The organism is Luteimonas cucumeris (assembly GCF_007830035.1).
Classification (GTDB): Bacteria; Pseudomonadota; Gammaproteobacteria; order Xanthomonadales; family Xanthomonadaceae; genus Luteimonas_C; species Luteimonas_C cucumeris.
This window is the reverse complement of sequence record NZ_VLKN01000001.1, coordinates 678,853-693,000: the sequence shown is the minus strand read 5'-3', so window position 1 is coordinate 693,000 and position 14,148 is coordinate 678,853. Positions and strand designations below refer to the sequence as shown.

Genomic DNA, 14,148 nt, shown 5'->3' with positions numbered 1-14,148 from the left:
GCCACGCTGTTGCTGCGGGTGGCGATCGAACCGGCGCCCAAGGCCACCGAGTTGGCAGCCGTGCCGCTGACCCTCGCATTGCTGCCGATCGCCACGCTGTTGGCGGTGGAGGCCATCGCGTTGGCGCCGATCGCGGTGGCGCCATCGGTCATGGCGTTGCTGAAGGAACCCAGCGCCGTGCTCTCGAGGCCCTGTGCCTGGGCGTTGTTGCCCACGGCCGAAGCCAGGTCGCCCTGCGCCTGGCTGGCCGCACCGACGGCCACCGACAGCGCACCGTCGGCACTGGCCGAGGCACCGGCGGCAATGCTGTTCTCGCCAGCGGCGATGGCACCTGCCTCGCCGTTTGCCTTGAAGAACTTGCCGGTGGCCTCGCCGGCAGCGGCCACTTCATCCAGCTGCGCCTTGTTCACCGCATCGGTGGCCTCGGTGCCTGTTGCCACGTTCACGATCTGACGCTGCTCATCCTCGTTTCCGACCGAGACTGTGCTTTGGCGGTCGGTACGCGAGTTGGCACCCAGCGCCACGCTGTTGTCCGCCTCGGCCCATGCACTAGCGCCAATGGCCGTGGCATTCTCGGCGCGGACGTAGGTGTCCTGTCCAATCGCGGTGCCGCCGTCGCGCATGGCCCAAGCCATCTCTCCCACTGCAGTGCTCTGGTTGCCTTTCGCGTCGGCAAACCGGCCGACTGCCGTGCTGTCTTCACCCCGTGCCTTCGACTGGCCTCCTACCGCCGTGCTGTCGAGTCCTTTGGCGACCGCCCAACCACCGAGCGCCGTGGTGCCGGCGTTGGACGCCGTCGCACCCCAGCCGACGGCGGTAGTAAAGGCTTCCGATGCCGTGGCAGAAACCCCCAGGGCCGTGGCACCCGTATCGCCAGCGACGCTGAAGGCGCCATGCGCCGCAGTCCAGGCACCCGTGGCCTTGCTGGCGTAGCCGGTTGCGGTGGACTGCGTGCCTACCGCCGCGCTGCCGGTGCCGATGGCCGTGGAGCCTTCGCCAGTGGCCGCACTGAGGTAGCCGAAGGCCGTCGACTGCAGACCAGAAGCCGTGGCCACGGCACCGACCGCGGTGCTGACTGCACCGGTCGCCTGTGCGCCCGCACCAAAGGCCGAAGCGCCCAGGCCCGACGCCGTCGTCGTCTGGTCCACCAGCAGTTCATCCGTTTCGGGGTGCTCGACGTACATGGTCCCGCCGACCGCAGTGCTCGAATCGGCCTCAGCGACCGCACCGTAGCCGGAGGCCGTGGCGTACTGCCCCCCAGCCGTTGCACCGCTGCCAAACGCCGACGAACCCATGCCCAGCGCCAGGCTGCTGCTGCCGAGTGCCGTCGCGTAATCGCCATCGGAAAAGCTCTGGAAACCGTAGGCGCTGCTTTCGGTGCCATTGGCGACGCTGTTGGCGCCGGTGGCAACGGAATGTTCGCCCGCAGCGATCGCGTCATCGCTGCCGTCCTGCGCGCCATCGGCTTTGGTGTAGCGCGTGGCTTCGTCGAGCTGGTCCTTGTTGACGGCGTCGGTGGCTTCGGTACCCGCCGCCACGTTTACGATCTGGCGTTCTTCGCCCGCATCGCCGACCGAGATGGTGTTCTCGCGCTCGGTGCGCGAGCCTGCGCCGAGCGCCACGGCGTTGACCGCGTTAGCAAAGGCGCCGTCGCCAAGGGCCGTGGCGCCTTCATAAAAGGCGAACGCGTCCCGTCCAATCGCGATGACGCCCTCCCCGGTGGCGTGTGCGAATCCGCCTACCGCAATGCTCCCCACGCCTTTCGCCCATGAAAACATACCGAGCGCAGTGCTTTCCGCATCCCTGGCGCTTGAAAAATAGCCAACAGCCGTACCGGCATAACCGCGGACAGACGCAGCCGTGCCAATTGCGATGCCCCCGGAGGTGGCTGCGTTTGCGCCCATGCCCACCGCGATACTCAAAATTCCTGACGCAGCCGATTCGTAGCCCATTGCCGTGCTGCCATTGCCACTGGCGGCACTGAAGGCGCCATGTGCCGTTGCAACATCTGTAGCCACGCTGTGGTAGCCGGTGGCCGTGGACTGCAATCCTTCCGTCGTTGCTGCCGCTCCAAGCGCAGTGTTGAACGGGCCGTGTGCCTGCGCGCCCGCACCGAATGCCGAGGATCCATCACCCATTGCCATCGTGGTCTGATCCAGCATCACCCTGCCTGTGGCCGGATCCTCCCAGTACAGGCGGCCACCGACCGCCGTACCGGAGGGGCCGTCAGCGACCGCACCGTAGCCGGAGGCCGTGGCGTACTGCCCCCCAGCCGTTGCACCGCTGCCGAACGCCGACGATCCCAGGCCCAACGCCAGACTGCTGCTGCCGCTGGCCGTCGAATAATCGGCATCGGCATAGCTTTGGAAACCGTAGGCGCTGCTTTCGGTGCCGTTGGCGACGCTGTTGGCGCCGGTGGCGGTGCTGTTCTCGCCAGCGGCCATGCTCATTGCACCATTCGCAGTGGCGTTGTTCGCCAGCGCGCTGGCCTGATGGCCGACCGCCTGGGCGTTGTCGCCGCTGGCGCCTGCCGCGCCACCGATCGCGATCGCGTTCTGGCCTTCGGCCAAGGTCGCTTCGCGGACATCGGGCATGCCGTCGCCGTCAACGTCGGTCCACTCGCTGCCGCCGATGGCGATCGCGCCCTCACTGTTGGCCGCGGCGTTGCGGCCGACGGCGACGGTGTTCGCGCCACTGGCCAGGCTGTTCTTGCCGACACCGACGGCGCCCTGCCCGAGTGCCGCGGCGTTGGCGCCGATACCGACACCGGAGTCGCCGTTGCCGACGCGGGCGCGGCCGCCGAGCGCGACTGATTCGTAGCCGCCAGCCTGGGCGTCGAAACCCGCGGCGAGACTGCCTTCACCGGCCGCGATGGCTTGCCCCCCGACGGCGGTCGAACCATTACCCCGCGCCTCGCTGAGCGCGCCCAGCGCGGTCGCTGCCTGCTCGGCCGAAGCCGAGGCCGAAGCACCGACGGCGGTGTTGCCGAAACCCAGGGTGATCGCACTTTGGCCGAGCGCCGTGCTGGCGTGACCGAATGCTATCGAGCCTTGGCCGAAAGCGCTGGCGCCGATGCCCGCGGCAACGCTTGCGCCACCGACCGCCGTCGACGAGTTGCCGGAAGCGAAGCTGTTGGCGCCCAACGCGGTGGCCGTCCAACCTTCCGCGATCGACTGCCGGCCGACCGCGACCGCACCATCGGCCTCGAAGCTCTCGCCCAGTTCTTCACTTTCCCACGGCCGCGTCTGCGCGCCGCTGCCGATCGCGATGGCACCGGCGCCTTCGGCGCTGGCCTCGTCGCTGCCGTCACCGGCGCCGTTGGACTTGAAGTAGTCCGAGTCGAAGCTGTCCACCACCGGGCGCGCCTTCCTGCCCTTGAGTTTGTCCTTGCCGGTGTGGGCGCTCGCGACGAACTGCTGCAGCTGCGCGCAATCCACCGTCATGCTGGCTCGGTCCGTTAAATTGACGGTGCAGACCTGCTTGCCGGATTCAGCCGCCTGCGAGAACGGGGCCAGGGTGAAGCCGGCCGACAGCACCACCACGCCGAGCGCGGCATTGGCCAGACGGCTCGGACGGCCCGCCTTCTTGCCATTGGCCGACGCCAGTTCCGACGCAACCACCAGCGCCTGCAGCGAACGGCTCCATACCAGACTGAAAACCTTGTTCATCGAAATCTCTCTCCCGGTGTTCGTTGTTTCGAAACGCAGACCGAAGCCCCGGCAGCGTCCGCAATGCGGAGGGCCGGGTTGCCGGTTGCAGGTTGTGTCGTCCGTCCTCTCACCCCGGGACAGACTTCGGTATCCGCACTGCGCACTGACCGGAAACGTCAGCAACTGTCAGCGTCAGGTTGTTTGCGAACCTAAGGCGGTTATGCGCGACTTGTCACACGCGACTTCTCACTCAATACTCGCGGACATCTCACCGTCGCCGATGCGATCCGGCGGACCGCCTTGGCAGGCTTCATCGAAACCCTGGTTCGAAGGATCGAACCACAGTGGCGCGTCGCGCGCCGACAAGGCACACGCAACGAAATGTGGAACAGAGTTCTCGGTTGGTTGCGCAGTGCACCAATCACCGACGAGGTCGATCGCCGCAACGCTCCGGTCATGCAGTTGCTGCTGCTGTTCTATGGCACCGTGGTGCCCGTGAACTGGGCCTGGCACCTGTTGACGCGGCCGATCGCCCCGGGTTGGACCCTTGTGCTGGTGCTCGACGTGATCGTCGCCATGCTGGCTTTCGTCAGTGTGGCGCTGATCCGGCAAGGACATTTCCGCATCGCGATCAAGTTGTTCGTAGGCGCCTCGCTGGCATCGCTGATGCTCGCCTATCACAGGCTCGGGACGAACGCGCTATTGATCGATCAGGTGATGGTAATCCTGACCTTGGTGATCAGCGGACTTGTATTGGGACGTCGCGCGTTGTGGACCGTGTTCGGAATATTGCTGCTGGTGTTCGCGATCGGCTACGTCGCCGATGCCAACAACACCGAGCGCAGCGAATATTGGGCCAGGAACTCGTGGCGCAACGCGCCGGGCCTGGTGCTGAGCTATTTGCTCATCGCCATTATCCTGGACCGCACGCTCACCGCGCTGCGCGAGAGCCTGGCCGACGCCAACGCGCGCCGGCGCGAACTGCAACAGGAAATGGCGGAACGCGAACGCGCGCAGGCGCAGCTGATCCACGCGCAGAAGCTGGAGGCTACGGGCCGGCTGGCCAGTGGCGTGGCGCACGATTTCAACAACATCCTCGACGTCATTCTTGGCTTCTCGAAGCAGCGCCACCGCATCGGCGAAGCAGATGACCTGCGCACGCAGGCCAGCGAACTGGCTGATACCTTGGAAGGCGTCGAGATCGCCGCGCGCCGCGGCACCGCGATCACCCGCAAGCTGCTCAGCTTCAGCCGCAGCGACCTGCTCCGGCTGGAAGTGTTCGATGCCGGGCAGGCGATCGCGGAACTGCAGCCGATGCTGCGCCAGCTGTTTCCGCCGGACGTGCGCGTGGCCTACACGGCAGCCGACATGCCGCTGCCGGTGCGGCTGGATCGCAGCGAGTTCGAGCTGATGATCCTGAACATCGCCGCCAACGCTCGCGATGCCATGCCCGACGGCGGCCGCTTCACCGTGACCACGACGCGGCTAGCGGACGACGCGATCGAGATCGCGATGGCAGACAGCGGCCACGGCATGGACGAACGCGTGCAGCGGCGCATCTTCGAGCCATTCTTCACCACCAAGTCCGCTGCCGACGGCACCGGCCTCGGCTTGGCCGTGATCCGCGACCTGATCACGGCGGGCGGTGGCCAGATCGACGTCAGCAGCGCGGTCGGAGCAGGCGCGACGTTCCGCATCCACCTGCCGCTGGCGACGATGCAGGTGCTACCTGAAGAACACGGGAAATCGGCAATGGCCTTGTAGAGTCGAGCCTGCTCGACTGCATTTTCGGCGGCGGTCGAGCAGGTCGACTCTACGAAACACCGACTCAACCGATGGCGTCGTTGAGCACGTAGCCCTCGCCGTGCACCGCGTTCAGTGGCAGGACCTCGCCGCAACTGTCCGCCACCTTGCGGCGCAGGCGGTAAACCAGCGAATCAAGGCGATGCGCATCGAAGTCGTAGACGTTGTCGGTCAACGCCGCGATCAATTCGTCGCGCGTGACCAGTTGTCCGGGAATCATCGTCAGCCGGTCGACCACGCGCCGCTCGGTCTTGGTCAACGCCACGGTGCGGCCGCTGGGCGATACCAGGCACCAGCCATTGGCATCCAGCTGCCAGCGCTTCGGCGCAACCTGTGCCGGCGTGTCGCGTAAACGTCGCGCGAGACTGTGCAGGGTGGCGGCGAGCAGTTCGATCTCGACCGGCTTCGACAGATAGGCGTCGGCGCCTTCGCTGAGGCCACGCACGCGATCGGGTGTCGCCGCACGGCCAGTCAGCATGACGATGCCAATTTCCGGATACGCGGCGCGGACATTGCGCGCGACGGTGAAGCCATCCTGATCGGGCAACCCCACGTCCAGCACCACCATGTCGACCGCGTGCGTGTTGAGATGGTCGTGCAGGGCCGCGGCCGTGGCGGTGCCGACCACCGCGAAACCGAAGTTGGCGAGCCCCGGCAGCAGGATGCGCTCGCGCAGCATCGCATCGTCTTCGAGCAAGGCGATTCGCAGGACGCTGTCGGTGGGAAGCGACGGGGGCATCGCGGACATCTGAAATGGCGGGTTAGCGCGGAATTTTACCGGATATCGGGATCGCTCCCACATCCGTCGCGCATTCACACCGGCAGACCGAAATCCACGCTAGCCCGCGGTTGACGTAGCGTGCGCCGTGCGCACGATCGTCGCCGCAACAAGCCGGAACGGGCCAGGCGAACGTGCGCGCAGCACACGCACCATCGCTCACCCCCCGGCATATGCCCGCAGCACATCATCCAGCAACGCCGCCGCCGTGACTTCGGCGCCGGCACCCGGACCCTGCACCACCAGCGGCTGCTCGCAATAGCGGTCGCTGCGAATCGCGACGCGATTGTCGGTGCCGCTACCGCCGCATAGCGGATGGTCGGCGGGTAACGCGCGCAGGCCGACACTGGCGCGGCAGCCGGCTTCACCTGCCTCGAAGCGGCCGACGAAGCGCAGCTTTGCACCATCGCGCCAAGCCTGCTGGTAGTGCTCGCGCAGCGGCGCATCCAGCAGGGGCAGGCGCGCATCGAGTTCGTCGTCGCCGGCGTCGGCCAGCGTCGCCGGCACCAGCGAATCGACCTGCACTTCATGCGCCTCCAGCGCGATGCCGGCCGCGCGCGCGAGGATCAGCAGCTTGCGTCGCACATCCTCGCCGGACAGGTCGATGCGCGGATCGGGTTCGGTGTACCCGGCTTCGCGCGCTTCACGCACGAAACCGGAGAACGGACGCATGCCGTCATAACGATCGAAGAGCCAGGCCAGCGAACCGGACAGCACGCCTTCGACAGCGTGGATGCGATCGCCGCCGGCGACCAGTTCGCGGATCGAACGCAGCAGCGGAAGGCCGGCACCGACCGTGGCACTGTCGCCATAGTGCGCATGGCCTTCACGCTGTGCGCGCGCCACCGCCTGCGCGCGCAGCAGGTCGGCACCATTGCCCAGTTTGTTGGCGGTCACCACCCGGATTCCGCGCGACAGCCATTCCGCGTGGCGCGCGGCGACCGCATCGCTGGCGGTGGCGTCGACGAGGATGTCGCCACGGCGCAGCCTGGCCGCGTCGATTTCATGCGCGACGCCGTTGCGCTGCGCGTCGTTGGCCAGCTGCAGGACCTGTTCGGGATCGCCGGCGCAGTCGAAGACGCCGCGCGAGTTGGCCAGCAATTCGAACGCAGGCAAGGCCAGCCCGCGTTGCGACAGGCGCTGGTGCCGCGCCACGAACGCGCGACCGACCGTGCCGGTGCCCAGCAGGGCGAGGCGTGGTTGCCGCGGCGCACGCGACGGCGCCGTCCCGATCTCGTTGAGCGGCGCCGCGAGGGTCACGCATCCACCCGTTTGCGTCGACAGGCGTCGATCACCGCCTGCGCGCGTTCCAGCGCGGCAGCCAGGTCGGCCTGTAGGTCGGCCTGCGATTCGATGCCGACCGACAGGCGCAGCAGGCCATCGGAAATGCCCGCATCAGCGCGCGCTTCGGCCGACATCGCGGCATGCGTCATCGTCGCCGGATGCGCGATCAGGCTTTCCACGCCGCCCAGCGACTCGGCCAGGGTGAAGCACTGCAGGCCATCGATGAAGGCGCGCACCGCTTCCTCGTCGCCATCGAGTTCGACGCTGAGCATCGCACCGAAACCCTGCTGCTGGCGTGCCGCGAGCGCATGTCCCGGATGCGATTCCAGGCCGGGATAGTAGACGTTGGCGACGGCCGGATGTGCGTCGAGCTGCGCGGCAATGGCGATCGCATTCTCCTGGTGCACGCGCAGTCGGGCATCGAGCGTGCGCAGGCCACGCAGCGTAAGGAAGCTGTCGAATGGTGATCCGGTGATGCCGAGGCAGTTCGCCCACCAGGTGAACTGTTCGTGCAGCTCCGGGGTCTTCGCCACCACCGCGCCACCGACCACGTCGCTGTGGCCGTTGATGTACTTGGTGGTCGAATGCACGACCACGTCGGCGCCGAACGCGATCGGCGTCTGCAGGGCCGGCGACAGGAAGGTGTTGTCGACTACGGCCAGCGCGCCCTTGGCGTGCGCGGCCTCGATCACGAAGCGCAGGTCGGTGATACGCAGCAGCGGATTCGACGGCGTCTCGATCCACACCACCTTCGGTGCCGGTTCCAATGCGGCGGTCAACGCGCGCGGATCGGTCAGGTCGGCGAGCACCAGCTCGAACTGGCCCTTCGCCGCCAGCGCCTTGAACAGGCGCCAGCTGCCGCCGTAGCCATCATGCGGCACGACCAGGCGATCGCCCGGCTGCAGCAGCGTGTTCAGCACCAGCGTGATCGCGCCCATGCCGGTCGCGGTGACCACGCCACCGGCGCCACCTTCCAGTTCGGCCAGCGCTTCGCCGAGCAGGTCGCGGGTCGGATTGCCGCTGCGGGTGTAGTCGTACTGGCGCTTGTCGTTGAAGCCGGCGAAGCTGAAATTGCTCGACAGCACGATCGGCGGCGTGACCGCGCCGTATGCGGTGTCGCGATCGATGCCGGCGCGCACCGCGCGCGTGGCCTGGCTCAGTGCCGGGGCGTTGCAATCCTGTTGGCTCATGCCACTTCTCCACAACAATCGATCAGGGTCGGGCGCAGGATCGACGCGATCGCATCGGCCTCTTTCAGGAAGGCGTCGTGTCCGTACTTCGAACGCAGCACGCGCACCTGCGTGTCGGCGCGGACCTGTTCGACCAGCGCATAGGCATCGGCAACCGGCACCAGCAGGTCCTCCTCGATGGCGACGACCACGGTCGGCACGCCGATGCGCGTGGCATCGACGGCATGCAGGTCGATCGATTCCGACAGGCGCGTGTAGGCGGTCGCATCGAAGCGCTCGACGAAGCGAGAGCCGCAGGCGTCCAGGTAGTCTTCCGACGCGCAACGTGCGCGTGGGCCGTCGATCACGGCGGCGGCGGCGAAACGCTCGGCGAATTCCTGCGGCGTGCGGTAGCTGAGGATCGCCAGCTGCCGCGCCAGCGACAGTCCCTGGTCCTCGGCGCACTGCAGCTGCCCGAGCGCGACGATCTTGCGCTGCAGCGCGCGCCAGGCACTGGCATAGGGATGCGCGCGATGCGCACCGCTGATCGCGACCAGTTGCCGCACGCGATCGCCATGGTTGGCCGCGAACTGCAGGCCGACCATGGCGCCGTAGGAACAGCCGACGAATGCCGCCAGCGTGCGCACGCCCAGCGCATCGAGCACGCCGGCGATGGCGTCGGCCTGGTCGGCGCTGTCGATCGGCGCATCCAGCGCGCCGTCGGCGCCGATCCAGTCGATCGCGATCACGCGCAGCGAAGTCGTATCGAAGGTCTGCGCCTGCGCCTGCCACCAGCCCGGCTGCGGGAACGCCGCACTGGACACGACATGACGGTCGGCGGAGATGCCGCCGGCGACCAGCACCGCGGGCGCATCGGCCGGACCGACGACTTCGTAACCGATGTGCAGCTTCCGCCGTCCGGCATGGCGCAGCGACAGGTCGAGCTCGACACTGCCGCGCACGGCATCGCACGCCTGCACGGGTTCGAACGTGTAAGGGGAAACGAAGGGATGCGTTGCGAATTGCGCGGCGCTTTCGACGAGGCTCATGGCGATATCCGGAAAGAGGACAAGGCCACCGATGCTTGCGGGCGCGTTCGAAGTCGAGCCATGCCCACGAAGGGCACGACGCAACCATCTTCACGGCGGACGCACAGGTCCCCGCAGGACTTGGCACCTTTGACGGAGCTTTCGCTCCATCCGGTTGCCCCGGCGTCTAAGGGCCTGTCCCTCAGCCGGTCTCGATGGATGGACATAGCCTGCCAGCGGTTTCGCAACATGTCAATCTCTCCATACGCATGAAGCGATATTATTTTTCCCGATGACGATCCCTCATACTGAACCGATGAGTAAATTTATCCGCGTGCTGGCGCTGGCCGTCGCGTGCCTGGCCGGCTGCACGACCGTTCCCGAACCCTCCCGGAAACCGGGCCAGGCCACCGTTGCGGCCACTGAAGCGGCCCTGGTGGCCGAGTCCTATGTAAGCGAGGAACACCCGGCCGACGAACTGGATTCATTGGCGGCCTGGCCCGTGGACGACGGCGGCTTGTGGGTGATCGGCAGCGCCAAGTCCACCCATCACCTGGTCGTTTTCGACGGCGACAGCGGCCAGCGCCTGCGCGAGGTCGGCGGCAAGGGCGATGCCCCCGGGCAGTTCAACCGTCCGAACGGCGTCGCCGTGTTCGGCGACTACCTGTTCGTGGTCGAGCGCGACAATCATCGCGTGCAGGTGCTGTCGTTGCCGGATTTCCGGCCGCTGACCCTGTTCGGCGCCGACCAGCTGCGCAGCCCTTACGGGCTGTGGCTGCATGAGATCGCGCCCAACGAGCTCGACATCTACGTCACCGACAGCTTCATGGAAGGCCGCAAATTCGACGTGGTGCCGCCACTGGCGCAGTTGGATCAGCGCGTGCGCCGCTACCGCCTGCACATGGGCGACGACGATGCCTTGCGGGTCGAGTCGCTCGGCGCCTTCGGCGACACTTCGCCGGACGCGGCGTTGCGCATGGTCGAGTCGATCGGCGGCGATCCGGCCAACGATCGACTGCTGATCGCCGAGGAAGACACGCGCGTCGGCACCGACCTGCGCGAATACGACCTGGCCGGCCGTTACATCGGCAAGAGCGTGGCGCCGGGCCGTTTCCGTGCACAGGCCGAAGGCGTGGCGCTGTGGGACTGCGGCAGCGACCAGGGCTACTGGGTCGCGGTCGACCAAGCCGATCCGCGCACGGTGTTCCTGCTGTTCGATCGCACCACGCTGGATTACCGCGGCAGTTTCGTCGGCACAGCGACCGGGCATACCGACGGCATCGCACTGCATGCGGCGGCAACGCTGCGTTTTCCATCGGGCGCGTTGTTCGCCGTGCATGAGGACAAGGCTGTGGCCGCGTTCGATCTGGGCGACGTCGCGCGCAATCTGCACCTGAACCCGGCGTGCGTGCGCTGATCCAGTCGGCGATCGCAGGATTCGTCCTGCTGTGCGTGGCCGGTGCTTCGGCAGGCGGCGAAGCCTACCGCTGGAAGGACCGCACCGGCGTCGTGCACTACGGCGATCGCGCACCGGCGGCAGTCGATGGCAGCGTCGAGAAAATTCCGCTCACCACCGGCCCGCACGCCGCGGTGCGGCTGCGCATCGAAAACGACAACAGCCGTTACTCCGCATGGGCGGAGAACGCCCTGGCCGGTCCGGTGGAAGTGATGCTGCGTTTTCATCGCAACCACAATATGGCCAGCCAGCCGCAACTGCCCGCGCGCGCAACCGTGGCGGCGAACGGTTCGGCGCTCGTGGCGCACCTGTTCACCGCCGACAGCACGCGACCGGGCGACTTCGAGGTCCGGCTGGATGCGGTCCCCGGCGATCCCAATGCCCGTCCACGCGCATTCGAATACCTGATCCCGCTGTCGCAGCAGGCTTTACGCATCGACCAGGGATTCGGCGGCCGCTTCAGCCATGGCAGCGAGGAGAATCGCTACGCGCTGGATTTCGCCGCCGCCATCGGCACGCCGGTCATGGCCGCGCGCAGCGGCGTGGTGATGCAGGTCGAATCCGACTTCGCGCAGGCGGGCCTCAGCGAAGAGGAGTACGGGGGCCGCGCCAATTTCGTCCGCATCCTGCACGACGACGGCACCATGGCCCTGTATGCGCACCTGCAACCCGGCGGCGCGCTGGTGCGCGTCGGCCAGCGTGTGCGGCAGGGCCAGCAGATCGGCCTGTCCGGCAACACCGGTTTCACCAGCGGCCCGCACCTGCATTTCGAGGTGCAGGTGAACCGCGGCATGCGGCTGGAATCGATCCCGATCCGACTGCGCGGGCCGCAGGGCGTATTGCAGTTCGCGAAATAGGTCGGACCATGCCCGACACAGCAATCGCAGCCGCCACCGCGCCGAGGACGGCCTGCCGGGATCCCGCCCGCTATAATTCGCGTCCCGAACCCGAATCCGGCGCCCGACGGCGCGCCTCGCCATGTCCGACGTTTCCACCGAAGCCGCTCGTCGCCGCACCTTCGCGATCATCTCCCACCCCGACGCCGGCAAGACCACGCTGACTGAAAAGCTGCTGCTGTTCGGAGGCGCGATCCAGATGGCCGGCTCGGTCAAGGGCCGCAAGGCCGCACGCCACGCGACGTCCGACTGGATGGCACTGGAAAAGGAACGCGGCATTTCGGTGACCAGCTCGGTGATGCAGTTCCCGTACGAAGGCCGCATCGTCAACCTGCTCGACACACCCGGCCATGCCGACTTCGGCGAGGACACCTATCGCGTGCTGACCGCGGTCGACTCGGCGCTGATGGTCATCGACGTGGCCAAGGGCGTCGAGGAGCGCACCATCAAGCTGATGGAAGTGTGCCGGCTGCGCGACACGCCGATCATGACCTTCATCAACAAACTCGATCGCGAAGGCAAGAACCCGGTCGACCTGCTCGACGAAGTGGAAAGCGTGCTCGGCATCCAGTGCGCGCCGATCACCTGGCCGATCGGCATGGGCCAACGCCTGAAGGGCGTGGTGCACCTGGTCAGTGGCGAAGTGCATCTGTACGAACAGGGTCGCAACTTCACCCGCCAGGACTCGACCATCTTCCCATCCATCGATGATCCTGCGCTGGAGGCTCGCATCGGTGTGGACATGCTGCGCGAACTGCGCGAGGAACTGGAACTGGTCGAGGGCGCCTCGCATCCATTCGATCCGGCGAGATACCTGGCCGGCGAGCAGACGCCGGTGTTTTTCGGGTCCGCCGTCAACAACTTCGGCGTGCAGCTGTTGCTGGGCTTCTTCGTCGAGAACGCGCCGTCGCCAAAACCGCGCGAGACGACCACCCGTGAAGTCGCGGCCTACGAACCCAAGCTCAGCGGCTTCGTGTTCAAGATCCAGGCCAACATGGATCCGATGCACCGCGACCGCGTCGCCTTCATGCGCATCTGCTCGGGCAAGTTCAGCGCCGGCATGAAGGCTTTCCACGTCCGCAGCGGCAAGGAAGTGAAGCTGGCCAATGCACTGACCTTCATGGCCAGCGATCGCGAAATCGCCGAAAGTGCCTGGCCTGGCGACGTGATCGGCATCCACAACCACGGCACGATCTCGATCGGCGACAGCTTCAGCGAAGGCGAGGCGATCACCTTTACCGGCATTCCAAACTTCGCACCGGAACTGTTCCGCCGTGCACGCCTGCGCGACCCGCTGAGGCTCAAGCAACTGCAGAAAGGTCTGGCGCAACTGTCCGAGGAAGGCGCGACCCAGTTCTTCAAGCCGCTGATGAGCAACGACCTGATCCTGGGCGCGGTCGGTACGCTGCAGTTCGACGTGGTCGCTTACCGGCTGAAGGACGAATACGGCGTCGACGCGAGCTTCGAACCGGTCGGCGTGGCCACCGCGCGCTGGATCCGTTGCGATGACGCGAAGAAGCTGGAACAGTTCCGCGACAAGAACGCCATGAATCTCGCAGTGGATGCGGCCGGCCAACTCGTCTACCTGGCCCCGACCCGCGTCAACCTGCAACTGGCCCAGGAACGCGCACCGGACGTGGCGTTCCTGGCGACACGCGAGCACGCGCACGCAACCGATATCGATTGAGATCGAGACTTGCAAAGAGTTGGCTCTTGACCTAACGCGACATCTCTACAACAGCGAAAGATTACAGCGAGAGCAGCGGAGCAGGTGCCGGCAGGCGCGGTAACGACGCAAGTTCCCGACCCTTACGGGTCGGCTGTTCCGCCCGCTGCCGCGTGCGGGTCACTTTCTTTGCTGGCCCAAAGAAAGTAACCAAAGAAAGGGCCCGAAGCCGGCTTGGCAGACGCTGCACCCGATGGGCGCTGGTCCGGTGCCGCTTTCATCGTTGCCGGAGTTCTTGTTCTCGTCTGAAATTTGATTGCAGGGTTTGGTCGCCCTTCACACTCTGCCGATTGCGCTGCTATAGCTGCAGCTGCGGTAGTTGATGTTGGCTTGGCTGGCGCGAACTGCCTGCGATCCG

Annotated in this window: 9 protein-coding genes and 1 riboswitch; of the genes, 4 read left to right on the top strand and 5 right to left on the bottom strand. The window is 66.7% G+C overall.

All coding sequences use genetic code 11. The features are described 5' to 3' along the window. The coding region (locus IP90_RS03080) for an ESPR-type extended signal peptide-containing protein (RefSeq protein ID WP_277874194.1) at positions 1-3,668 on the bottom strand (3,668 nt) is incomplete at its 3' end. Between the two features lie 438 nt (positions 3,669-4,106). Between IP90_RS03080 and IP90_RS03075 the strand changes: the two genes are divergently transcribed. Next, on the top strand, positions 4,107-5,414 hold the full coding sequence (locus tag IP90_RS03075; protein WP_206751900.1) for a sensor histidine kinase: 1,308 nt from the start codon (positions 4,107-4,109) through the stop codon (positions 5,412-5,414). A gap of 64 nt (positions 5,415-5,478) precedes the next feature. Here IP90_RS03075 and IP90_RS03070 read toward each other — a convergent pair whose 3' ends face one another. The 4 genes from IP90_RS03070 to metX all read right to left on the bottom strand — a co-directional run bounded on the left by IP90_RS03070 (position 5,479) and on the right by metX (position 9,733). Next, positions 5,479-6,192: a response regulator transcription factor gene (locus IP90_RS03070; protein ID WP_338419608.1), complete on the bottom strand. Its 714-nt coding sequence runs from the start codon at positions 6,190-6,192 to the stop codon at positions 5,479-5,481. Positions 6,193-6,390: 198 nt separating this feature from the next. Then, positions 6,391-7,464, bottom strand: coding sequence for a homoserine dehydrogenase family protein (locus tag IP90_RS03065; protein ID WP_144898178.1), 1,074 nt, complete (start codon positions 7,462-7,464; stop codon positions 6,391-6,393). A 23-nt stretch (positions 7,465-7,487) separates the two neighbouring features. Next, positions 7,488-8,705, bottom strand: coding sequence for an O-succinylhomoserine (thiol)-lyase (locus tag IP90_RS03060; RefSeq protein ID WP_144898129.1), 1,218 nt, complete (start codon positions 8,703-8,705; stop codon positions 7,488-7,490). Next, the gene (gene metX / locus IP90_RS03055; protein WP_144898128.1) at positions 8,702-9,733 is read right to left on the bottom strand and encodes a homoserine O-succinyltransferase MetX; all 1,032 of its coding nucleotides are present in this window, start codon (positions 9,731-9,733) and stop codon (positions 8,702-8,704) included. Before metX ends, IP90_RS03060 begins: the two co-directional genes overlap by 4 nt. A gap of 81 nt (positions 9,734-9,814) precedes the next feature. Further along, a riboswitch (SAM riboswitch) is annotated at positions 9,815-9,934 on the bottom strand. Positions 9,935-10,028: 94 nt separating this feature from the next. Here metX and IP90_RS03050 point away from each other — a divergent pair. From IP90_RS03050 to IP90_RS03040, 3 genes are all read left to right on the top strand, one after another. Next, on the top strand, positions 10,029-11,129 hold the full coding sequence (locus IP90_RS03050) for a phytase (RefSeq protein ID WP_144898127.1): 1,101 nt from the start codon (positions 10,029-10,031) through the stop codon (positions 11,127-11,129). Beyond that, positions 11,117-12,025 (top strand): peptidoglycan DD-metalloendopeptidase family protein, encoded by a 909-nt coding sequence (locus tag IP90_RS03045; protein ID WP_242007457.1) that lies wholly within the window; start codon positions 11,117-11,119, stop codon positions 12,023-12,025. Before IP90_RS03050 ends, IP90_RS03045 begins: the two co-directional genes overlap by 13 nt. Before the next feature lie 121 nt (positions 12,026-12,146). Then, positions 12,147-13,751: a peptide chain release factor 3 gene (locus tag IP90_RS03040; protein ID WP_144898126.1), complete on the top strand. Its 1,605-nt coding sequence runs from the start codon at positions 12,147-12,149 to the stop codon at positions 13,749-13,751. The last annotated feature ends 397 nt before the right edge of the window (positions 13,752-14,148 follow it).